Origin of the sequence: Azospirillum oryzae (genome assembly GCF_008364795.1) — a bacterium.
GTDB classification, from domain to species: domain Bacteria; phylum Pseudomonadota; class Alphaproteobacteria; order Azospirillales; family Azospirillaceae; genus Azospirillum; species Azospirillum oryzae.
The window spans coordinates 432,538-452,476 of sequence record NZ_VTTM01000002.1; the positions used below are offsets into that span (position 1 = coordinate 432,538).

General features: G+C 67.4%; 19 protein-coding genes and 3 tRNA genes. 13 read left to right on the forward strand and 9 right to left on the reverse strand.

Annotated features, from left to right (window positions below; genetic code table 11):
• Positions 1 to 113 precede the first annotated feature (113 nt).
• Both FZ938_RS08025 and FZ938_RS08030 read left to right on the forward strand, forming a co-directional pair.
• Complete coding sequence (locus FZ938_RS08025; RefSeq protein ID WP_174757370.1) at positions 114 to 1,907, forward strand: ABC transporter transmembrane domain-containing protein; 1,794 nt, start codon at positions 114 to 116, stop codon at positions 1,905 to 1,907.
• Between the two features lie 79 nt (positions 1,908 to 1,986).
• Positions 1,987 to 3,120, forward strand: coding sequence for an ABC transporter permease (locus tag FZ938_RS08030; RefSeq protein ID WP_149198046.1), 1,134 nt, complete (start codon positions 1,987 to 1,989; stop codon positions 3,118 to 3,120).
• Positions 3,121 to 3,153: 33 nt separating this feature from the next.
• Here the strand turns inward: FZ938_RS08030 and FZ938_RS08035 are convergent, their stop codons facing one another.
• Positions 3,154 to 3,660 (reverse strand): hypothetical protein, encoded by a 507-nt coding sequence (locus FZ938_RS08035; protein ID WP_149198047.1) that lies wholly within the window; start codon positions 3,658 to 3,660, stop codon positions 3,154 to 3,156.
• A gap of 391 nt (positions 3,661 to 4,051) precedes the next feature.
• Here FZ938_RS08035 and mepA point away from each other — a divergent pair, with 391 nt between their 5' ends.
• The 6 genes from mepA to FZ938_RS08065 all read left to right on the forward strand — a co-directional run bounded on the left by mepA (position 4,052) and on the right by FZ938_RS08065 (position 8,632).
• A complete protein-coding gene (gene mepA, locus FZ938_RS08040; protein ID WP_149198048.1) occupies positions 4,052 to 5,020 on the forward strand; it encodes a penicillin-insensitive murein endopeptidase in 969 nt (322 codons plus the stop codon).
• A 184-nt stretch (positions 5,021 to 5,204) separates the two neighbouring features.
• Positions 5,205 to 6,146 carry a methyltransferase domain-containing protein gene (locus FZ938_RS08045; RefSeq protein WP_149198049.1) on the forward strand — a complete coding sequence of 314 codons (942 nt, stop codon included), beginning with the start codon at positions 5,205 to 5,207 and terminating at the stop codon, positions 6,144 to 6,146.
• A 113-nt stretch (positions 6,147 to 6,259) separates the two neighbouring features.
• A tRNA-Leu gene (locus FZ938_RS08050) sits at positions 6,260 to 6,346 on the forward strand.
• Between the two features lie 38 nt (positions 6,347 to 6,384).
• Positions 6,385 to 6,460: transfer RNA gene (locus FZ938_RS08055), tRNA-Ala, on the forward strand.
• A gap of 238 nt (positions 6,461 to 6,698) precedes the next feature.
• The gene (locus tag FZ938_RS08060) at positions 6,699 to 7,070 is read left to right on the forward strand and encodes a hypothetical protein (RefSeq protein ID WP_149198050.1); all 372 of its coding nucleotides are present in this window, start codon (positions 6,699 to 6,701) and stop codon (positions 7,068 to 7,070) included.
• Positions 7,071 to 7,441: 371 nt separating this feature from the next.
• Positions 7,442 to 8,632 carry a glutathionylspermidine synthase family protein gene (locus FZ938_RS08065; RefSeq protein ID WP_149198051.1) on the forward strand — a complete coding sequence of 397 codons (1,191 nt, stop codon included), beginning with the start codon at positions 7,442 to 7,444 and terminating at the stop codon, positions 8,630 to 8,632.
• A gap of 83 nt (positions 8,633 to 8,715) precedes the next feature.
• On the opposite strand, the gene FZ938_RS08070 is transcribed toward FZ938_RS08065, so the two are convergent.
• Positions 8,716 to 8,934, reverse strand: a complete 219-nt coding sequence (locus tag FZ938_RS08070; RefSeq protein WP_109075592.1) for a hypothetical protein — start codon at positions 8,932 to 8,934, stop codon at positions 8,716 to 8,718.
• A 208-nt stretch (positions 8,935 to 9,142) separates the two neighbouring features.
• A complete protein-coding gene (gene phaR / locus FZ938_RS08075) occupies positions 9,143 to 9,790 on the reverse strand; it encodes a polyhydroxyalkanoate synthesis repressor PhaR (protein WP_149198052.1) in 648 nt (215 codons plus the stop codon).
• A gap of 569 nt (positions 9,791 to 10,359) precedes the next feature.
• Between phaR and FZ938_RS08080 the strand changes: the two genes are divergently transcribed.
• From FZ938_RS08080 to FZ938_RS08095, 4 genes are all read left to right on the forward strand, one after another.
• Positions 10,360 to 11,700: an alpha/beta fold hydrolase gene (locus FZ938_RS08080; RefSeq protein ID WP_149198053.1), complete on the forward strand. Its 1,341-nt coding sequence runs from the start codon at positions 10,360 to 10,362 to the stop codon at positions 11,698 to 11,700.
• A gap of 113 nt (positions 11,701 to 11,813) precedes the next feature.
• Entirely contained in the window at positions 11,814 to 12,989 is a 1,176-nt protein-coding gene (locus FZ938_RS08085) for an acetyl-CoA C-acetyltransferase (protein ID WP_149198054.1), read from the forward strand.
• A gap of 148 nt (positions 12,990 to 13,137) precedes the next feature.
• Positions 13,138 to 13,860, forward strand: coding sequence for an acetoacetyl-CoA reductase (gene phbB, locus FZ938_RS08090; RefSeq protein WP_063635164.1), 723 nt, complete (start codon positions 13,138 to 13,140; stop codon positions 13,858 to 13,860).
• 207 nt (positions 13,861 to 14,067) lie between these two features.
• Positions 14,068 to 15,594, forward strand: a complete 1,527-nt coding sequence (locus tag FZ938_RS08095; protein ID WP_149198055.1) for a UbiD family decarboxylase — start codon at positions 14,068 to 14,070, stop codon at positions 15,592 to 15,594.
• 42 nt (positions 15,595 to 15,636) lie between these two features.
• Here FZ938_RS08095 and FZ938_RS08100 read toward each other — a convergent pair whose 3' ends face one another.
• From FZ938_RS08100 to FZ938_RS08120, 5 genes are all read right to left on the reverse strand, one after another.
• Positions 15,637 to 16,035, reverse strand: a complete 399-nt coding sequence (locus tag FZ938_RS08100) for a gamma-butyrobetaine hydroxylase family protein (RefSeq protein ID WP_149198056.1) — start codon at positions 16,033 to 16,035, stop codon at positions 15,637 to 15,639.
• Complete coding sequence (locus FZ938_RS08105; protein ID WP_085090082.1) at positions 16,032 to 16,262, reverse strand: Trm112 family protein; 231 nt, start codon at positions 16,260 to 16,262, stop codon at positions 16,032 to 16,034. Before FZ938_RS08105 ends, FZ938_RS08100 begins: the two co-directional genes overlap by 4 nt.
• Before the next feature lie 46 nt (positions 16,263 to 16,308).
• A complete protein-coding gene (locus FZ938_RS08110) occupies positions 16,309 to 16,989 on the reverse strand; it encodes an LON peptidase substrate-binding domain-containing protein (RefSeq protein WP_149198057.1) in 681 nt (226 codons plus the stop codon).
• Positions 16,990 to 17,046: 57 nt separating this feature from the next.
• A complete protein-coding gene (locus tag FZ938_RS08115; protein WP_149198058.1) occupies positions 17,047 to 18,003 on the reverse strand; it encodes a thioredoxin family protein in 957 nt (318 codons plus the stop codon).
• 164 nt (positions 18,004 to 18,167) lie between these two features.
• The gene (locus FZ938_RS08120; protein ID WP_149198059.1) at positions 18,168 to 18,740 is read right to left on the reverse strand and encodes a prolyl-tRNA synthetase associated domain-containing protein; all 573 of its coding nucleotides are present in this window, start codon (positions 18,738 to 18,740) and stop codon (positions 18,168 to 18,170) included.
• 161 nt (positions 18,741 to 18,901) lie between these two features.
• Here FZ938_RS08120 and FZ938_RS08125 point away from each other — a divergent pair.
• A tRNA-Gly gene (locus FZ938_RS08125) sits at positions 18,902 to 18,976 on the forward strand.
• A 168-nt stretch (positions 18,977 to 19,144) separates the two neighbouring features.
• Here the strand turns inward: FZ938_RS08125 and FZ938_RS08130 are convergent.
• Complete coding sequence (locus FZ938_RS08130) at positions 19,145 to 19,819, reverse strand: elongation factor P hydroxylase (protein WP_149198060.1); 675 nt, start codon at positions 19,817 to 19,819, stop codon at positions 19,145 to 19,147.
• Between the last annotated feature and the right edge of the window lie 120 nt (positions 19,820 to 19,939).

The window sequence follows — 19,939 nt, forward strand, 5'->3', positions numbered from 1 at the left end:
TCGCCTGTCCGTCGCCTTGTTGGCGTCCCTTTACCGCGCTATATGCCAGCGATCCGCATCAATAACCCCAACAGACAAGCGGGAACCGCGTGGCTCGCCAACCCTCCCCCGACATGATCGCCGCCTCCGCCCGTGGCGAGGCGGATACCCGCCGCCGCGACCTTGGACCGCTACGCCGTCTGGTGCCGTTCCTGCTTCCTTACAAATGGCGGATCCTGGGCGCCATGATGGCGCTGACCGTGGCCGCCGGCACCGTGCTGGGGCTGGGGCAGGGGATGCGGGTGCTGATCGACCAGGGCTTCGCCGGCGGCGACACCTCGCTGCTCGACCGGGCGCTGCTGGTGCTGCTGGGGGTGATCGCGCTGATGGCGGCCTCCACCTATGGCCGCTTCTATCTGGTCAGCTGGATCGGCGAGCGGGTGGTCGCCGACATCCGGCGCGCCGTCTACGACCATGTGCTGACCCTGTCGCCGGGATTCTTCGAGACGACCAAGACCGGCGAGATCCTGTCGCGCCTGACCACCGACACCACGCTGTTGCAGGTGGTGGTCGGCTCGTCGGCTTCCATCGCGCTGCGCAACACGCTGCTGTTCCTGGGCGGCACCGGCATGCTGCTGATCACCTCGCCGAAGCTGACCGGGCTGGTGGCGCTGGTGGTTCCGCTGGTGGTGGCGCCGATCATCTTCTTCGGCCGGCGGGTGCGCAAGCTGTCGCGCGACAGCCAGGACCGCATCGCCGACATCGGATCCTTCGTGGAGGAGACGCTCGCCGCCATCCGCACGGTCCAGGCCTTCACCCACGAGGCCATCGACCGCACCCTGTTCGGCAAGCGGGTGGAGGAGGCATTCGACGTCGCCATCCGCCGCGTGCGGGTGCGGGCGGTGATGACGGTGATCGTCATCGTGCTGGTGTTCGGCGCCGTCGGCATCATTCTGTGGATCGGCGGCCATGACGTGGTGGCCGGGCGGATCACGCCGGGCGAATTGTCGGCCTTCGTCATCTATTCCGTGGTGGTCGCCGGATCGGTCGGCGCCATCAGCGAGGTGATCGGCGACCTGCAGCGCGCCGCCGGCGCGACCGAGCGGCTGTTCAGCCTGCTGTCCGTCGAGTCGGAAATCCGCGCCCCCGCCGTGCCGAAGCCGCTGCCGATTCCGGCGGCGGGTGCGCTGACCTTCGATGCCGTCCGCTTCCATTACCCCTCGCGGCCCGATTGGGCGGCGCTGGAGGGCTTCTCGCTGGCCGTGAAGCCGGGCGAGCGGGTGGCGCTGGTCGGCCCGTCGGGCGCCGGCAAGTCGACGGTGTTCCAGCTTCTGCTGCGCTATTACGACCCGCAGGCCGGTTCGGTGCGGCTCGATGGGGTCGAACTGCGCGATGCCGATCCGGTGGAGGTGCGCCGCCGTCTGGGACTGGTGGCGCAGGACCCGGTGGTCTTCTCGGCCAACGCCTGGGAGAACATCCGCTACGGCCGGCCCGACGCATCGGATACCGAGGTGCGCGCAGCCGCCGAGGCCGCCCACGCCCTGGACTTCCTCGATGCGCTGCCGGAGGGGTTCGACACCTTCCTGGGTGAGAAGGGCGTGCGGCTGTCGGGCGGCCAGCGTCAGCGCCTCGCCATCGCCCGCGCCATCCTGCGCGACCCGCCGGTGCTGCTGCTGGACGAGGCGACCAGCGCGCTCGACGCCGAGAGCGAGCGGATGGTTCAGGACGCGCTCGACCGGCTGATGCATGGCCGCACGACGCTGATCGTCGCCCACCGGCTGGCGACGGTGCTGAACGCCGACCGCATCGTGGTGATGGACCAGGGCCGCGTGGTGGAGACCGGCACCCATGGCGAACTGGTGGCGCAGGGCGGCCTCTATGCGAGGCTGGCGGCGCTGCAGTTCGACCGCGCGGACGGGGTGGCCTAGGGGAAACACTAGGGGGCGTCGACGCTTCCATCGATCCGCGCTACCCTTCTCCCCATCCCCAGCCCTGTGAGGCAGTGCGATGGCGCGGATATCGGCGGGCCGCCTGATGGCGGTGATGGTGAAGGAATTCATCCAGATGCGGCGCGACCGGCTGACCTTCGCCATGATGGTGGGGGTGCCGATCCTGCAGCTGATCCTGTTCGGCTTCGCCATCAACTCCGACCCCAAGGCCCTGCCGACCGCGTTGCTGGTCGCCGATTCCAGCCCCTTCGCCCGCACGCTGGTCGCGGCGATGGAGAATTCCCGTTACTTCGCCATCACCCGAACCGCGGGGTCCGAGGCCGAGATCGACCGGCTGCTGGCGGAGGGGGAGGTGCAGTTCGCCGTCACCATCCCCACCGGCTTCGCCCGCGATCTCCAGCGCGGCGCCCGCCCGGTCCTGCTGGTGGAGGCCGACGCAACCGACCCGGCGGCTACCAGCAACGCCCTGTCGGCGCTGTCCACCATCGCCCGGCAGGCGCTGAACCCCGACCTGACCGGGCCGCTGGCGGGCCTGCGTGCCGGGCCGGACCCGGTGGAACTGCGCGTTCACCGCCGCTACAACCCGGAGGGCATCACCCAATACAATGTCGTGCCGGGGCTGATGGGCGTGGTGCTGACCATGACCATGGTGATGATGACGGCGCTGGCCGTCACCCGCGAGCGAGAGCGCGGGACCATGGAGAACCTGCTGGCCATGCCGGTGCGGCCGTTCGAGGTGATGCTGGGCAAGATCGTGCCCTTCGTCGTCGTCGGCTATGTCCAGGTGCTGCTGATCGTGGTGGCGGCGCGGCTGCTGTTCGACGTGCCGATCGTCGGCAGCCTGGGACTGCTGTCCGCCGTGCTGATCCTGTTCATCGCCGCCAATCTGGCCGTCGGCTTCACTTTTTCGACGCTGGCGCGCAACCAGCTGCAGGCGATGCAGATGTCCTTCTTCTTCTTCCTGCCGTCGATGCTGCTGTCGGGATTCATGTTTCCCTTCCGCGGCATGCCGGGCTGGGCGCAGGCGGTGGGCGAGATACTGCCGCTGACCCACTTTCTGCGCATCGTCCGCGGCATCCTGCTGAAAGGAAACGGGTTCGCCGAGATCGCGGCGGAGGTGCTGGCGCTGGCGCTGTTCCTGACGGTGGTCACGGTGGTGGCGTTGAAGCGCTACCGCCAGACGCTTGACTGACAGCCGGGGACTGCCCCCGTGCACCGATGGCCCTCAGGCGGCCGACAGATACTGGAACACCGCCCGCCGGCTGTCATAGGCCGCTCCCTTGTCGATGACGAGGTCGAGGCCGCCGCCCTGGAACCGCCGGTTGGGATCGACGAAGGCGGAAACCAGGAATTTCTTCGGCACCGTCAGGTTGAACTGCGCGATGCCGTGCTTGGACGCCGGATACTGGTCGGCCGGCCCCATCGCCTGGTCGTGGCCGATCACCGGGACGATCTTGGCAAGGCGGCGTTCCCCCGTTGCCGGGATGTCGCCGGCGATCTTGCGGGCAAGGCCGTTCACCCCGGCGACCCCGAATTTCTGCTCCAGCGAGCCTTGGACCGTCTGCCGGGCCGTCTCCACCGCGGGATCGTTGCTGGGCAGGCCGTATTTGCCGCCGGACAGATGGGTGTAGCCCAGGAACTGGAACTCCCCGGCAGCCATCGGTTCCTTCAGAAGCAGCAGGTAATAGCCGCGGCTGAGGCGCCCACGGTGGAAACCGATCAGGTCCTCCAAATGAATAGGATCACGGTTGATAATATCGATCAGCCGGGTCAAGCAACCGCGGACACTGACGATATCGCCAATACGGAAGCTCATTGTCGGTGGCATTTTATCGAATTCCTTGTTGGTGATGATTCGACGTTTCCATTGCTAATAACGGGCTGTCAATATTCGCTGCGGCTAGTCCGGTCGGCCAGGGTGGGGTGCCCCTGTGCGGCGATGGAGCCCAGGTCGGGACCGTCGGACGCACCCCGGACGGATTGCCCGGACGGATTGCCCGGATGGACCCGGCCGGTGCCGGACGGTCCGGTTGTGCGGTCCGGATGCATCCTCCATCATTCCTTAACCACGGATCCGCTATAGCGGTATCGGCCGCGGTGCCGGGGACGGCGGGGGGACGGACATGGGGATTCGTGCTTTCGGGGGGCGCGCCTTCAAGGCGATCGCATGCGTTGGACTGGTGGCCGCTCTGCTGGCGGCCGGCGATGCCGACGCCAAGTCACGGAAGAAGAAGCCGGTTCCGATCCCGGCCTATGCCACCAGCGTCGCCTGGGGGGCGGTGGCCGGTCCCTCGCTGGGGGCGCCGAGATCCATCGGCGGTTACGCGGCCGGCTGCATCGCCGGTGCCCGCGCCCTGACGCCGGAAGGCGTCGGCTATCAGGTGATCCGCCTGTCGCGCCAGCGCAACTACGGCCATCCGGTGCTGGTCGACATGCTCCGCGACTTCGGTCAGCGGGTGGCGCAGGCCGGGCTGGGCACGGCGCTGATCGGCGACATGGGGCAGGCGCGCGGCGGACCGATGCCGTCGGGCCATGCCAGCCACCAGATCGGCCTGGATGCCGATGTCTGGCTGCGGCTGGACCTGCCGCCGATGGGCCGCGCCGGACGCGAGCGGCTGGACGAGGTCAAGTATGTCGATTACGACCGCATGCGCGTCACCGCCGACTGGTCGGACCGGCAGGCCCGGATGATCCAGATCGCCGCCAGCGACCCCCGCGTCGCCCGCATCTTCGTCAATCCGGCGATCAAGCTGGCGATGTGCCAGCGCAGTTGGTCCGACCGCGGCTTCCTGAACAAGCTGCGGCCCTGGCACGGCCATGACGGCCACATGCACATCCGGCTGAACTGCCCGGCCGGCAGCCCGCTGTGCGAACAGCAGACGGCCCAGCCCGACGGCGACGGCTGTGACGACGAACTGATGTCCTGGCTGGACAGCGCCTCCCCCGCGATCGAGCATCCGCCGGGTTACAAGCCCGAGCCGCGGGTGGTCCGCAAGATGCCGGCAGCCTGCGCCCCGGTGCTGAATGCGTCGGGCACGCGCATGGCGTCCCTGCCCGAACCGGGCGCGACCCATGCCAAAACCGCGCGCTGAAGGCCGTGTTTCCGCGGAGAAATTTTTCCACTTGCATGCAATTAGCGTCCGTCTAACCTGAAGCCGGACGGATTCTTGCGGGCGGTGTGTTTGAATCGCGCAGAACAACCGCAAGCATGCTGCGCCCTGCGGATTCGGACGGGCGGCGTCGGATGGGGAAGTCGGCGATGACGGACAAAGGGCGATGACGGACAAGGACGGATCGTCCGGGCATGGACCGAGCCTGAAGACGCGCCTCTATGCGTGGTGGGAAGGCTATGACCTCTCCGGACTGAAGGCGAAGAAGGGCGAGGAGCAGCCGCACCAGCCCGAACAACCGCAGCCTGCCGCACCCGGCCCCGGCATGAACCGCTGGGGAAAGCCGCTGTGGACCGCCACCCGCATCGAGGTGGCGGAGAAGATGTGGGGCGAGGGCTTCAACACCCCCGGCGGCGCCGATCACATTCCCTATCTGGTCAAGCCGCTGGGCCTGAACCCGGCGATGAGCGTGCTCGACCTCGCCGCCGGGCTGGGCGGAACCAGCCGCACCATGGCCGGCAAGTACGGCTGCTGGGTCACCGGTCTGGAGGCGTCGGAACTGCTGGCGAAGGAGGGGATGGTCCGCTCCTTCAAGCTGGGGCTGGAGAAGAAGGCGCCGATCGAGACCTTCAATCCCGAACATTTCGGCTATCCCAAGCGCGTCGACGCCATCGTCTACAAGGAAGGCCTGTTCTTCGTCCGCGACAAGGAACAGATGTTCGACGGCATGGAACTGGCGCTGAAGCCGCGCGGCCACCTGTTGATCACCGACTATATCGCCGAAGCGGATGTGATGGGCGCCAAGGCGATCCAGAGCTGGTGCGACAAGGAGCCGTTGACGCCGAACCTGTGGCCGAAGGACCGTATGGCGAACGCGTTCGCCCAGCGCAACCTCGACCTCCGCATCGCCGAGGACATCTCCGACACCCATCGCGGCCTGATCCTGTCCGCCATCCAGGGGCTGGTCGAACATCTGGAGAAATTCCAACTCGACACCCCCACCAAGCTGGCGGTGATGGAGGAGGTCGAGTTGTGGGCCCGCCGCGTCGCCGCCATCGAGGCCGGCGTGCGGGTGTACCGCTTCTACGCGATCAAGCCGGCGGAGTAGGGGGCGTTATGCCCACGCCCCAAAAAACTTTTGCGCGATTGCATTTTCCCCCTTGAGTGCGACGCCCGGTCTGGGTACATAGAGCGCCCCGCGTGACCCCAAGTAACGCGGATGCGCTTGTGGCGGAACTGGTAGACGCGCTAGGTTCAGGTCCTAGTGGCTGAAAGGCCGTGGGGGTTCGACTCCCTCCAAGCGCACCAACATCTCCAGTGTTGGTGAAGAGTAGAAGAAATATAGTGGGGCCATAGCTCAGCTGGGAGAGCGCTACAATGGCATTGTAGAGGTCAGGAGTTCGATCCTCCTTGGCTCCACCATTTCTTCCCGCCTGTCGGGGCGGTTCATTCCCGACCAACCCGGAAATTTATCGGTACAGCCACTGTGGCTATCCTGCATCAGCAAGATGCAGACAGGGTGTTACCACCTTGGGGCGCATGGCCGAACGGGTGCCGCGCACGGATAATTGCGCCTGTCGAACCGCGAGCTTTCATCTGTTCGCTTCGATTCACACGCACCAGAACCGCATGCCATTCCGATTTTTCCGGAGCCCCCGCCATGTCCACACGGATGGAACACGGGCTGAGGACGCTTGTCCTCGCCCTTTATGATGAAGCCGCATTGACGGCGGCTGCCAAGGGCCTGACCGGGCTGTTGGCCGAACGGGCGGCTTTGTGCGAGGCGGCAAGCCTCGCCTCCGTCACGGCCCGTCGTGCGGTGTCCGAGGAGGAGGTGTTGCGCCTCGTGCTGTCGGCACGCCGGCTCCAGCGGCTCGGCGGCACGCGCGACGACCGGCCGGTGCTTGTCCCCGGTCTGGCGTCGATCCCGCCCGTGCATCGGGCGGCCGAGGCGATGAAGCCGCGTCGCGGCCGTCTGGCGCTGTGGGCGATGCGGTCGCTCGCCCGGAATCCCTCGGCGCCGCTGATCTGACGCGCGCCGCATTCCGGAACGGGCCGCTGCCGCTTTTCGCCGCAGCGGCCCGTCGCCACTCCGGTCGATTGGGGGCGGTCAATTGGGGGCGACCGCGTTCGGCGCGGTTCCGACGCTCTCCCGCGAGGGGGAGCTATCGCGGATGCGCGCTGGTGCGCTGCAGCGGGACGGGTTACATACGCAAGGCTGTGCTTGCGTCGCAGCGATTGCGTCGCGAGCATCCGCGCCTGCGTCGGATTGGCCTCCCCCGGAGTTGACCGTTGACCAGTGGACCGTTGACCAGCTTGCTGCCCGTCTCCCTTTCCACGCGCCCGTCCGCCGCCGCGCGCCGTCCGGCTCGCCGGCACTGACATCCGGGGATCGGAACCGGCATGCGCAGGACGACGATGAAGCCGCGGGCCGATTGGCGCCCGGGTCTCCGCAAATATCCCTATGGTGTGCGCGCCATGTCGGCCGGAGCCGCCTGGCGGGAGGACACCGTCTATGAGTTCTCCGCTTCGCAGATCGACCTGATCGAAAGCGTTGCTGACGAACTGCACAGCATGATCGCGGTCGCCGTGCGCCATGTGATGGAGCACAAGCTGTTCGCCTCGCTCGGCATCCGCGGCGACCTCGCGCGCCTGCTGGAGGCGTCGTGGCTCGATTACTGGGCCGGCGGGCGGCGCAACGAGCGGGCGGGCGGGCTCGCCGGACGATTGACGCTGGCCTATGACGGGCGCGACAGCGTCAAGCTGCTGGGCTGCAATTACGACACCTGCGAGGGGCTGTTCGCCGCCTCGCTGATCCAGCGCAACTGGCGCGAGGCGATGGCCCCCGACGCCAACCAGTTCAACGGCCTGCACGAGGCGCTGGTGGAGCGGTGGGAGGAACTGGCGACGGGCGTACAGGGGCGCGGCCGCATGCATGCGACCTGCGCCACCCCCGATCCGGTGCGCGAGGGCGAACTGGTCTATCTCGCCGCCACCGCGGCGGAGGCCGGCATCGACACCCGCCTGCTGCCGCTGCAGTCCATCGCCTGGGATGGCCGCCGCTTCCTGGATGACGAGGGGCAGCCGATCTCCTGGCTGGCGAAGCTCTACCCCTGGGACGGGCTGGCCGACGACGGGTTCCTTCAGCGGCTGCGCAGCAGCGGCATGAGCGTGCTGTCCCCGCTGTGGTGCTGGCTGTGGTCGAACCACGGGCTGCTGGCGGTGCTGTCCTATCTCTATCCACGCCACCCGAACCTGTGCCGTGCGGCGCTGGACCCCAGCGGCGTGGCCGGGGCCGACATGGTGACCGTGCGCGCGCTGCATGGGCTGGACGGCGCACCGAGCCGCATCCTGGAGCAGGGGGCGGTGATCGCCGACGACGGGCCGGACATCGGCGAGGATGTCGCGGCCCATGGCGCGGTCTGGCTGGAAACACCGCCCTGCTTCCGCGAGGAGGACACGCGCGCTGTCCTGCACGCCTGGATCGTCGGCGACAAATGCCTGGGCATGGGGGTGCGGGAATCGGCCGATCCGCGCCTGGGCTCCGGCGTCGGCCCGGATTCAGCGATGATCCCGCACCTGTTCAGGGGCTGATCGCTCCGGTTAGATCGGATCGCGTAAAATCGGAATCGATTTGGAGCGTGAATCCGATCGCCAAACATAAAGCTACAGCGCCGTTAGGGAGCGAAGGGGTTCTTGAGCGCCGGGCCGAAGGTCGCCTTGCGGGCGGCGCGCCAGATATTTTCGGCCGCCACATCGTTGCCGCGGTCGGCGATTGCCATGCCGGCCACGCCCGGCTGATGGCTGAGCCAGTCGCGCAACAGGTTTTCAAAACGCGTGACCTCGCGCGGGTCGTCGCTGGTCATGGTGATCGAAACGGTCAATTCGGTGGTCACGGTCGGTTCCCTCCTGACGGTTGGACGGGCCGGCAAATCCGGCAACTCCGCCGGACCGGCACCGTGGACGCGAAGGTGCCCCCTATGCACAGTTGCAAGCCTGCGCGCCCGTCCCGGCCCGCGCAATGAAAAAGGCGGGGTATGACCCCGCCTTCCGTGCCGCCGGTTTGTCGGAAAAATCTTCCGCCGGATCCGTCCGACCGTCCCGTTACTTTGTGTCCGACTTGCTGCCCGGGCTGGCGATGCTGGCGATCTGCTTCTGCAGCTCGTCGATCTGCTTCTGCAATTCGTCGAACGTCACGCCGCCCGGTCCGGCGGGCGGGTTTGCGGACGACGGGCCGGTCTGGCCGGCCGGGCGCTGGCCGCCGAGCGTCTCGTCCGGGCCGCCGGCGGCGCCGAAGGGCGTGAACATGCGCATGGCGCGCTCGAACATCGCCATGTTCTGCTTGCTGACCTCGTCCAGCCGGCCGAACGGGAAGATGCCGCCCAGCGTGTTCTGGAAATAGTCGCGCATCTGCTCCTGATTGCGGGAGAAGGCCTGCATCGAATATTCCAGATAGCGCGGCACCACCGACTGCATGTTGTCGCCGTAGAAGCCGATCAGCTGGCGCAGGAAGCTGATGGGCAGCAGGTTCTGCCCCTTGCTTTCCTCTTCCACGATGATCTGGGTCAGGACGGACCGGGTGATGTCTTCACCGGTCTTCGCGTCATAGACCACGAAATCCAAGCCGTCCTTCACCATCTGGCACAGATGGTCCAGCGTGACGTAGCTGCTGGTGGCGGTATTGTAGAGCCGCCGGTTGGCGTACTTCTTGATCGTGATCGGAGCGGACTTCTGGTCTTCCTTGTCGGCCATCGCGGACTCTTTCAAGAAGGGACGTGTTCCAGGGCTGGTGTTCCGGAACACGCGGGACAGGCGGCGGAAATTGTTCCGTCATTAGGACTACTCGAAGGGATAGCAATTTGTCCAGCGTTGCGCCGCGGCATAGCGCCGCGGTTGCGTTGGTTCAGCCGGTGCAGACGGAGAAATGGAACGCGCCCGGGCCACTCCCGCCGATACCCGAAAGGTCAGGTGGGGAGCCATGCCGGACTGGTCAATCCGGCCCCGCCGCCCCTATAATCCGGCCATGGCCGACCCGTCGAACCCAGACCGTCCTTCCGATCAATCGTCCGGCGATCCGCCTTCCTACGAATCGCTGGCGCGCCGCTATCTGGACCTGTGGCAGGACCAATGGACGGCCAGCGCCGCCGATCCGGAAACGGCGGACATGATGACCCGCCTGTTCCAGATGATGGGGCAGGGCGCCGGGGCTTTTGGTTTCGGAATGGGCGGGTTCGGCACCGGCTCCATGGCCGGCACCGGCTGGGATCCCCGCCCGTGGCCATTCCCGAACACCGGCTACCCCCAACACGGACAGCCTTCCGATGAGCGATCGTCTGGCGGACGACAGGCAGGCGGGGGGGACTCCGCCCGGCACAGGGACAAGGCCGGGGAGGCGGCAGGGGCCGCGCCCGCTGGCCCTGCATCTGACGGCGGCTCTGGGCAGCTTGCTCAGCTCCTCGGCCGCATTGCCGCTCTTGAGGAACGGCTTGCTGCCCTGGAGTCCGGGCCTGCGGGACCGGGCGGCGGCGCTCAGGGACGAAATGTCGCAGGCCGACCGGATGACCCCGGACAGAAGGCCGGACGGAGCCCTGGCCGGGGTGGCGGGCGGCGCCGACCGCCTGACCGTTGAGGTCGACCGCGAGATTCGCCGCCGCATCGACGCCGTCCTGACCGGGATCGAGCGGTATCGCCACCACCCCTACCGCCGCGACCTGCCCGACCCGCCGGTGGTCTGGACGGAGGGCGGATCGCGCCTGCTGGATTATGGCGAGGGGGCCGGCGGCGATGGGGCGGGTGGCCGGCCGGTGCTGTTCGTGCCGTCGCTGGTCAATCGCGGCTATATCCTGGACCTGTCGCGGGACAAGAGCCTGATGCGCTGGCTGGCGGCGCACGGCTTCCGGCCGCTCCTGCTGGACTGGGGCAGGCCGGGGCTGCTGGAGCGCCGCTTCACCCTGACCGATTACATCGCCGGCCGGCTGGAGCGGGCGCTGGACTTCGTCGTCGAGACGGTGGGGGCGCCGGTGCCGGTCGCCGGCTATTGCATGGGCGGGCTGCTGGCCGCGGCGCTGGCGCAGCGCCGGCCGCGCGCCGTCGCCGGGCTGGTGCTGATGGCCACGCCGTGGGATTTCCACGCGGAGGATGCGGCCACCGCGCGTCGGGTGGCGACCTTCATCCAGCCCTGGGGTCCGGTTCTGGACCGCTGGGGCGAGTTGCCGACCGATGCGCTGCAGGCGCTGTTCGCCCAGCTCGACCCGCTGCTGGCGCTGAAGAAATTCACCAGCTTCGCCCGCATGGCGCCGGACTCCCGCGCCGCGGCGGCCTTCGTCGCGCTGGAGGATTGGCTGAACGACGGGGTGCCGCTGGTGGCCGGGGTGGCGCGCGACGCGCTGGCCGGCTGGTACGGGCGCAACGACACCATGGCCGGCGCCTGGATGATCGCCGGCCTGCCGGTCGATCCGGGCGCCATCCGCGTCCCCACCCTGGCCCTGATCCCGGAGCGCGACCGCATCGTCCCGCCGGCCTCCGCCCTGGCGCTGGGCGCCGCGATCCCAGGCGCCCGGATTCTGCGCCCTCCCCTCGGCCATATCGGAATGGTTGTGAGTGCGGGCGCCGAGACCGGAGTGTGGAAGCCGCTGGCCGAATGGCTTGCTGCGACAGGTTAGCGCCGCGACCTTCGGCCAGCTTGCACCTGTCATGTTGCCCGACTTAAGGTAACAATCACTCCGAGCGTCCCACCAGCGCTATAATAAAACTGTCCTATTTCGAGGAGCGTTCAATGACCGAAGTCGTCATCGCCGGTGCCGCCCGTACGCCCATCGGCAGCTTCAACGGTGCCCTCAGCGCCGTTCCCGCCCACGTCCTGGGCGAGGTCGCGATCCGCGAAGCGCTGGCCCGCGCCAAGACCGACGCGGCGGAAGTGAACGAGGTCATCTTTGGCCAGATCCTGACCGCCGGCCAGGGCCAGAACCCGGCCCGCCAGGCCGCCGTCAACGCCGGCATCCCGGTGGAGGCCACCGCCATCGGCGTCAACCAGCTCTGCGGTTCCGGCCTGCGCACCGTGGCGCTCGGCTATCAGGCGATCAAGAACGGCGACGCCGATATCCTGGTCGTCGGCGGCCAGGAGAGCATGAGCATGGCGCCGCACGTCATGCACCTGCGCAACGGCACCAAGATGGGTTCCGCCGAGATGCTCGATACCATGCTGCGCGACGGCCTGACCGACGCCTTCCATGGCTATCACATGGGCAACACCGCGGAAAACGTCGCCCAGAAGTGGCAGCTGACCCGTCAGGAGCAGGACGCCTTCGCCGCCGCCAGCCAGCAGAAGGCAGAGGCCGCCCAGAAGGCCGGCCGCTTCAAGGACGAGATCGTCCCGGTCACCATCAAGGGCCGCAAGGGCGACGTCGTCGTGTCGGACGACGAGTATCCGAAGCACGGCACCACGGTGGAATCGCTGGCCAAGCTGCGCCCGGCCTTCTCGAAGGACGGCACGGTGACCGCCGGCAACGCCTCGGGCATCAATGACGGCGCCGCCGCTCTGGTGCTGATGACGGCGGAGAACGCGGCCAAGCGCGGCGTCACCCCGCTGGCCCGCATCGTCTCCTGGGCGACCGCCGGCGTCGATCCGTCGATCATGGGCACCGGCCCGATCCCGGCCTCGCGCAAGGCGCTGGAAAAGGCCGGCTGGACCGTCGACGACCTCGACCTGATCGAGGCGAACGAGGCCTTCGCCGCCCAGGCGCTGGCCGTCAACAAGGACCTGGGCTGGGACACCAGCAAGGTCAACGTCAATGGCGGCGCCATCGCGCTCGGCCACCCGGTCGGTGCTTCGGGCGCCCGCGTGCTGACCACGCTGCTGTTCGAAATGCAGAAGCGTGACGCGAAGAAGGGCCTCGCCACCCTGTGCATCGGCGGCGGCATGGGCATCGCCCTCTGCGTCCAGCGCGACTGATGACCGGACGGGCCGCTTTCCAATAGGGCAAGCGGCCCGCTTCGATTATGGCTCGGGACATCCGCCGGACCTGCGGAGGGAGCCCCGTACCCAATAATAAAAAGTCAAAGAAACCAACCAATCATCACTAAATCTGGGGAGAAGAACTATGGCTCGTGTTGCAGTCGTCACTGGTGGCACCCGCGGCATCGGCGAGGCGGTTGCCGTCGCCCTGAAGAACGCCGGTTACAAGGTCGCCGCCAACTATGCCGGCAACGATCAGGCGGCCGAGGAGTTCACCGCCCGCACCGGCATCCCGACCTACAAGTTCGACGTCGCGGATTTCGACGCCTGCAAGAAGGGGATCGCCGCGATCGAGTCCGACCTGGGCCCGGTCGACGTGCTCATCAACAACGCCGGCATCACCCGTGACGGCGTGATGCACCGCATGACCTACGATCAGTGGGAGAAGGTGATCCACACCAACCTGTCCTCCTGCTTCAATATGTGCCGCAACGTCATCGACGGCATGCGCGAGCGTGGTTTCGGCCGCATCGTCAACATCGGCTCGGTCAACGGCCAGGCCGGCCAGTACGGTCAGGTCAACTACGCCGCGGCGAAGTCCGGCATCCACGGCTTCACCAAGGCGCTGGCGCAGGAGAGTGCGGCCAAGGGCATCACCGTCAACGCCATCGCCCCCGGCTACATCGACACCGACATGGTGCGCGCGGTGCCGGCCAACGTGCTGGAGAAGATCGTCGCCCGCATCCCGGTCGGCCGCCTGGGCCGCGCGTCTGAGATTGCCAAGGCCGTGCTGTACCTCGTCGACGACGACAACGGCTTCATGACCGGCTCGACCCTGTCGGTCAACGGCGGCCAGCACATGTATTGATCCCAGGCCCTGATCCCTGGCCGGGTCTCGCACCCCGGTTCATAAGTTGTGACGAAGCCCCTTTCCTGCGCCCGGCCGGACCCTTGGTCCGCCGGGGGTGGGGGAGGGGTTTTGTTTTGGAATCAGCCCCGCCGCACTTGACGGACCGGCCGCCGAGTTGAAGGTTATCGTCCGTTTCGGATGCACCACCACATTGGACACCCCGCGATGCCCTACACCTCGTTGCGTGACTTCATCGACCGGCTGGAGAAGGCGGGGCGGCTGGTGGTGGTGAAGGAACCGGTGTCCACCGTGCTTGAGATGACCGAGATCCAGACCCGCCTGCTGGCCGAGAACGGCCCGGCGGTGCTGTTCGAGAATGTCGTCAAGGCCGACGGCACGCGCTCCGAGATGCCGGTGCTGGTCAACCTGTTCGGCACGGTGGAGCGGGTCGCCTGGGGGATGGACCGCGAGCCGCACCAGCTGCGCGCGGTCGGCGAAACGCTGGCCTTCCTCAAGCAGCCGGAGCCGCCGGGCGGCTTCCGCGAGGCGCTGGAACTGATCCCGCTCGCCAAGACCGTGCTGTCGATGAAGCCGAAGACCGTCGGCTCGGCGCCGTGCCAGGAGGTGGTGCTGACCGGCGACGACATCGACCTCGGCCGCCTGCCGGTGCAGAGCTGCTGGCCGGGCGAGCCGGCGCCGCTCATCACCTGGCCGCTGGTGGTGACCAAGGGCCCGACGGGCAAGCGCGAGGACGACTTCAACCTCGGCATCTACCGCATGCAGGTGCTGGGGAAGAATAAGACCATCATGCGCTGGCTGAAGCATCGCGGCGGCGCCCAGCACCATCACCGCTGGGCCGCCCATCAAGAGAAAAAGGGCGGCAAGCGCGAGCCGCTGCCCTGCGCCGTCGTGCTGGGGGCCGATCCCGGCACCATCCTGGCGGCGGTGACGCCGGTGCCCGACACCCTGTCCGAATACCAGTTCGCCGGCCTGCTGCGCGGCAAGAAGGTCGAGCTGGTGGAGTGCAAGACGGTGCCGCTGAAGGTGCCGGCCCAAGCGGAAATCGTCCTGGAGGGCCATGTCAGCCTGGACGAGTATGCCGACGAGGGGCCCTACGGCGACCACACCGGCTATTACAACTCGGTCGAGCCCTTCCCGGTCTTCACCGTCACCGCCATGACGATGCGGCGCAAGCCGATTTATCTCTCCACCTTCACCGGCCGGCCGCCCGACGAACCGTCGGTGCTGGGCGAGGCGCTGAACGAGGTGTTCATCCCGCTGCTGGTCCAGCAATTCCCGGAAATCGTCGATTTCTGGCTGCCGCCGGAAGGCTGCTCCTACCGCATCGCGGTGGTCAGCATGAAGAAGGCCTATCCCGGCCACGCCAAGCGGGTGATGATGGGCGTCTGGTCCTTCCTGCGCCAGTTCATGTACACGAAGTGGGTGATCGTCGTGGACGACGACATCGACGCGCGGAACTGGAAGGACGTGATGTGGGCGATCTCCACCCGCATGGACCCGGCCCGCGACATCACGGTGATCGAGGGCACGCCGATCGACTATCTCGACTTCGCCAGCCCGGAGTCGGGGCTTGGCGGCAAGGTCGGTCTGGACGCCACCAACAAATGGCCGCCGGAGACCAAGCGCGAATGGGGCGAGAAGCTCCACATGACCGATGAGGTCGTGGAGAAGGTCAGCCGCAAATGGGACCTGTACGGCCTGCCCGGCAGCGGGAAGCCGATCTGGAAGTGAGGTGAGCGCCCTCTCCCGGCTTGGGTCGGGAGAGGGACACGATCACCGCCGCGGGTCGCGGCTCAGGCCCTTGGCCTGCAACTCCTCAAGATATTCGGCCCACAGGGTCTCCTGTTCGGTGCCGATCTCGTAGAGGTATTTCCAGCTGTAGATGCCGCTGTCGTGCAAATCGTCGAAGACGATGCGGATGGCGTAATTGCCGACCGGCTCCAGCCGCATGATGCCGACATGGCGGCGGCCGGCGACGGTCTGCTTCTGGCTGGGGTTGTGGCCCTGCACCTCGGCGGACGGGCTGACCACGCGCAGGAACTCCGCCGGGTAGGAGAAGGTCCGGCCGTCGTCGAAATCGACCTCCAGCCGCTTCTCCTCCTTCTTCAGGCGGATTTCGGTCGGCCAGTGGACCGTGCCGAATCCATCGCCTGTCTCGGCGCCTGCACTCATCGCTGCGACCCCGCCTTGTCCAGGCTGCGGGCCTCGTCGATCAGCATGATCGGGATGCCGTCGCGAATCGGATAGGCCAGCCCGGCACGCTCGCTGACCAGTTCGGCGCGCTCGGCATCATAGCGCAGCGGACCCTTGGTCAGCGGGCAGACCAGAATCTCCAGCAGCTTGGGGTCGACGCGGGCGTTGGTTTTCGCGTCGCTGCTCTTGTCCTCGGGCGTCGCCATCTCGTGTCTCATAATGATTGGAAGAAGGGCGGTGATTGGAAGACCGTCAATGCTTGGGCGGCGGACCGTCCCCGTCATGGCTGTCGAGAATGGCCATCTCGACCAGTCCGATCAAGAGCTTCCCGCGTTCCGCCAGGGTCGGCGCCTCCAGCAGCGCCTGTTTCTCGCCGGGCGTGAAGGGGCAGATCATCGCCAGCGAGTTGACCAGCCGCTCGTCCAGCGTCGATTCGATGGATTTCCAGTCGACCGACAGGCCCTGGACGCGGAAATAGGTCTTCAGCGCGCCGAGCAGCCGGTTGCGGTCGATATCGCCGCAGGCCTCGGGCTCCAGATCGGTGCGGAAGGGGCGCCAGTCGGGAACCACCCGCCGATAGCCGCGCGCACCCTCCACCTCGCGTCCGATCTCGAACCGGGCGACTCCGGTCAGGGTGATCAGAAGGCGGCCGTCGTCGGTCTCGGCGAAGCTGGTGATGCGGCCGGCACAGCCGCAGGGATAGACGGCCGGCTCGCGCTCGCGTCCGGCCGGGTCGAGGGGCTGGACCATGCCGATCATGCGGCCGCTGCCCAGCGCGTCCTCGACCATGGCGAGATAGCGCGGCTCGAAGATGTTCAGCGGCAACCGCGCCCGCGGCAGCAGCAGAACGCCGGCCAGCGGGAAGATCGGCATCATCGCCGGCAACTGGCTGAACTCAGGGTCGAAGGGGTATCTGGTGGGGTTTCTGGTCATGCCAATCAGATAGAACCCCTTCGCCGATGGAACAGCCGTCCTGTTTTCGGAAAAGCGTCAGCTGAACATCATGGTCGACAGACGGCGGCGGGTCTTCACCGTCAGCGGGTCGGTCTGGCCGAACGCCTCGAAGAACTTCACCAACTGCTTGCGGGCGCCGTCGTCGTTCCAGGTCCGGTCGCGCTTGAAGATTTCCAGAAGCTCGTCCACCGCCGCTTCACGCTTGCCGGCGGCGAACAGCGCCATGGCGAGGTCGAAGCGCGAGGCATGGTCGTTCGGGTCGTGGGCGACCTTTTCCATCAGCTCCGGGATCGGGCCGGCATTGGCGGCCTGCTCCGCCACGTCGAGAGCGGCGCGGACGTTGGCCAGCTCCTTGTCCTTGGCGATGGCTTCCGGGGCCTGGGCCAGCATCTGCTTGGCATTCTCCAGGTCGCCGGCGGCGATCAGGCAGCGGATGATGCCGGCATAGGCCTGGGCGTTCTCCGGCTCGGCCTGCATGATCTGGCTGTAGAGGTCGAGCGCGCCCTGCAGGTCGCCGGCTTCCATCATTTCTTTGGCCTGGGCGAAGGCCTCTTCCAGCAGCTCGCCGGCACCACCGCCGGCCCCGGCCTGCTTGGCCAGCGCCACCAGCTTGTCGACGAAGGCCTTCACCTGCGATTCGGGCAGGGCGCCCATGAAGCCGTCGACCGGACGGCCCTGGAAGAAGGCATAGACCGCCGGGATCGACTGCACGCGCAGCTGCGAGGCGATCATCGGGTTGGCGTCGGTGTCGATCTTCACCAGGCGCACCGCGCCCTTGGCGGCGCGCACCACCTTTTCGATGATCGGACCCAGCTGCTTGCAGGGGCCGCACCAGGGTGCCCAGAAATCGACGATCACCGGGACGTCGGCCGAGGCCTCGATCACGTCCGCCATGAAGGCGCGGTCGGTGCTGTCCTTGACGATGTCGGCGGCACCGGGGGCGGCACCGGGAGCGGCGGGCTTGGACCCGTTGGCGGGGGGCATGGAGAACATGGCGTGTTTCGGTCCCGTTGGTGATGCCTGGCCCATTAGGACATCCCGGTGGGCCATGGAGTTGCCGGTCAGGCCGCTGGCGGTCCGGACCCTGTCGTTGGCGACATATGTGAGCGCGCAAGGCGGCTCAGGCAAGCATTGCGTGGAAACGGCCGCCCTGCCGGTCAGTCCGCCCTGTCGCTCTCTGCGCGGCCGAACTCGACGATCGCCGGTTCGTGACCGCAGGCCCGGATGAAGCGCAGCAGGTCGTCGCGCCGGATCGCCGTGGTGCGGTCGTTCAGCAGCGGATGATAGTTCAGCAGCTCATGCTCCATCATCGCCTGCTGCAGGACCACGCGAACCTTGCGCTCGGTGTCGTTGACCAGGGCGAAGGGCGTGACCGATCCCGGCCGGATGCCGAGGAAGCGCCAGAGCCGCTCCGCCGAGGCGAAGGACAGCCGCGCCGACCCGATGACCTTGTCCAGCCGGTTCAGGTCGACCTGCGCATCCTCCAGCGCCACCACCAGCCAATGCTGGTCCTTCTTGTCCTTCAGGAACAGGTTCTTGCAATGGCCGCCGGGCAGAGCGCCGCGCAGGGCCTTGCTCTCCTCCACCGTGTGCAGCGGGGGGTGGCTGTGCGTGGTCGCCTGGATGCCCAGCGCGTCGAGCCGCGCCAGCAACTGGTCCGGAGAGGTCGGAAGCGGCGCGTCGCCATCTGGCAGGGAGACGCCCGGAAGGGAGGTCGATGCGGTGTCCATGACAGCCCTTTTACCGACTGCGCGGAAAATCGTCCAGACGGTGAAAAAAACTGAAACAAGGCCCTTGCATTGCGTCGGCCGATGAGTATAGTCCGCCGCACACCGCCGGACGGCACCGACAAGTTGCTGAAGCAAAAGTTGGTTGGAAGGCGGTACGGAGCGCGGGCGTAGCTCAGGGGTAGAGCACAACCTTGCCAAGGTTGGGGTCGAGGGTTCGAATCCCTTCGCCCGCTCCAGTTTCCTCCGGTCTTTACGCCGGAGCATGCGATCTCAAAAGGCCGGACCATCGGGTGCCGGCCTTTCGCATTTTGGCTGCGTGACAGCTTGCGCATCTTGCCCGTCGTGACGGTGCCGTCCGTGAGCCGGAGGCCCGGTCGGACGGCACACGGTCACTGCATAGCGTTTTAAAACTGCGGGGAAAGCACCCGGACGCCCTGTCGGGCATCCGCCCAGTCGCGCGCGGTCGTCGGGCGGCCGTCGGCGTCGATCAGGCCACGGGTGAACAACTCCTCGGCGTGGCGGATGAAGAAGGCGGCGGTGCTCGGCCGCTCCCAATGCTCCATCCAGTTCTGCTCCAGGAAGGCCAGGATCCCCGGCTGGCCCAGTTCCACTTCCCACAGCACGCCGAGCAGGGAGGTCTGCTGCTCCTCGTGCATGCAGTCCTCGAAGCACAGGCGCTTGTCGGCACGGGCTTCCTTGCGGGCGGTGGTCTCCGGACCGGGGCCGAGGCCGTAGTCGATCAGGGTCCGCCGCTCCGGCGTCGCGCACAGCCAGTGCGCCACCTCATGCACGATCACCGTCGCCTCGACATCGGTGCGGATCACCTTGCCGTCCCACATGAAGGAGCGGCTGGGCGGCTCGTCCAGCGTGTCGATGCCGTGGGCATGGGCCAGCCGCACCGCGTCCGCCCGGTGGGCTGACGTGTCGACGCCGCCGCCGGGCTCGTCCGCCGGCCGCACCGGCCAGGTGGAGGCGATCCGGCGGAAGGCGGCCCGCGCTTGGGCATGGCCGTCCAGATGGGCGTCGAAGGCGGCGATGGCCTTCGGCATGTCGTCGATGGCGATGGGGGTCAGGATCATCGCGCCTATGTGCCCAAGGGGGCGGCGTGGCGCAAGGAGAAAGTAACCGGACAAAGGAGCAGGGCTGCCCGCCAGAAGAAGGGCGCCGGCAAGCCCCGGTCCATTCGGGTCCCGCCGGCG

Excerpts from the sequence above, each read along its gene's own strand:
- FZ938_RS08025 (WP_174757370.1), top strand. The coding sequence starts at position 114 with ATGATCGCCGCCTCCGCCCGTGGCGAGGCGGATACCCGCCGCCGCGAC.
- FZ938_RS08030 (WP_149198046.1), top strand. The coding sequence starts at position 1,987 with ATGGCGCGGATATCGGCGGGCCGCCTGATGGCGGTGATGGTGAAGGAA.
- mepA (WP_149198048.1), top strand. The coding sequence starts at position 4,052 with ATGGGGATTCGTGCTTTCGGGGGGCGCGCCTTCAAGGCGATCGCATGC.
- FZ938_RS08045 (WP_149198049.1), top strand. The coding sequence starts at position 5,205 with ATGACGGACAAGGACGGATCGTCCGGGCATGGACCGAGCCTGAAGACG.
- FZ938_RS08060 (WP_149198050.1), top strand. The coding sequence starts at position 6,699 with ATGTCCACACGGATGGAACACGGGCTGAGGACGCTTGTCCTCGCCCTT.
- FZ938_RS08065 (WP_149198051.1), top strand. The coding sequence starts at position 7,442 with ATGCGCAGGACGACGATGAAGCCGCGGGCCGATTGGCGCCCGGGTCTC.
- phaR (WP_149198052.1), bottom strand. The coding sequence starts at position 9,790 with ATGGCCGACAAGGAAGACCAGAAGTCCGCTCCGATCACGATCAAGAAG.
- FZ938_RS08080 (WP_149198053.1), top strand. The coding sequence starts at position 10,360 with ATGAGCGATCGTCTGGCGGACGACAGGCAGGCGGGGGGGACTCCGCCC.
- FZ938_RS08085 (WP_149198054.1), top strand. The coding sequence starts at position 11,814 with ATGACCGAAGTCGTCATCGCCGGTGCCGCCCGTACGCCCATCGGCAGC.
- phbB (WP_063635164.1), top strand. The coding sequence starts at position 13,138 with ATGGCTCGTGTTGCAGTCGTCACTGGTGGCACCCGCGGCATCGGCGAG.
- FZ938_RS08095 (WP_149198055.1), top strand. The coding sequence starts at position 14,068 with ATGCCCTACACCTCGTTGCGTGACTTCATCGACCGGCTGGAGAAGGCG.
- FZ938_RS08100 (WP_149198056.1), bottom strand. The coding sequence starts at position 16,035 with ATGAGTGCAGGCGCCGAGACAGGCGATGGATTCGGCACGGTCCACTGG.
- FZ938_RS08105 (WP_085090082.1), bottom strand. The coding sequence starts at position 16,262 with ATGGCGACGCCCGAGGACAAGAGCAGCGACGCGAAAACCAACGCCCGC.
- FZ938_RS08110 (WP_149198057.1), bottom strand. The coding sequence starts at position 16,989 with ATGACCAGAAACCCCACCAGATACCCCTTCGACCCTGAGTTCAGCCAG.
- FZ938_RS08115 (WP_149198058.1), bottom strand. The coding sequence starts at position 18,003 with ATGTTCTCCATGCCCCCCGCCAACGGGTCCAAGCCCGCCGCTCCCGGT.
- FZ938_RS08120 (WP_149198059.1), bottom strand. The coding sequence starts at position 18,740 with ATGGACACCGCATCGACCTCCCTTCCGGGCGTCTCCCTGCCAGATGGC.
- FZ938_RS08130 (WP_149198060.1), bottom strand. The coding sequence starts at position 19,819 with ATGATCCTGACCCCCATCGCCATCGACGACATGCCGAAGGCCATCGCC.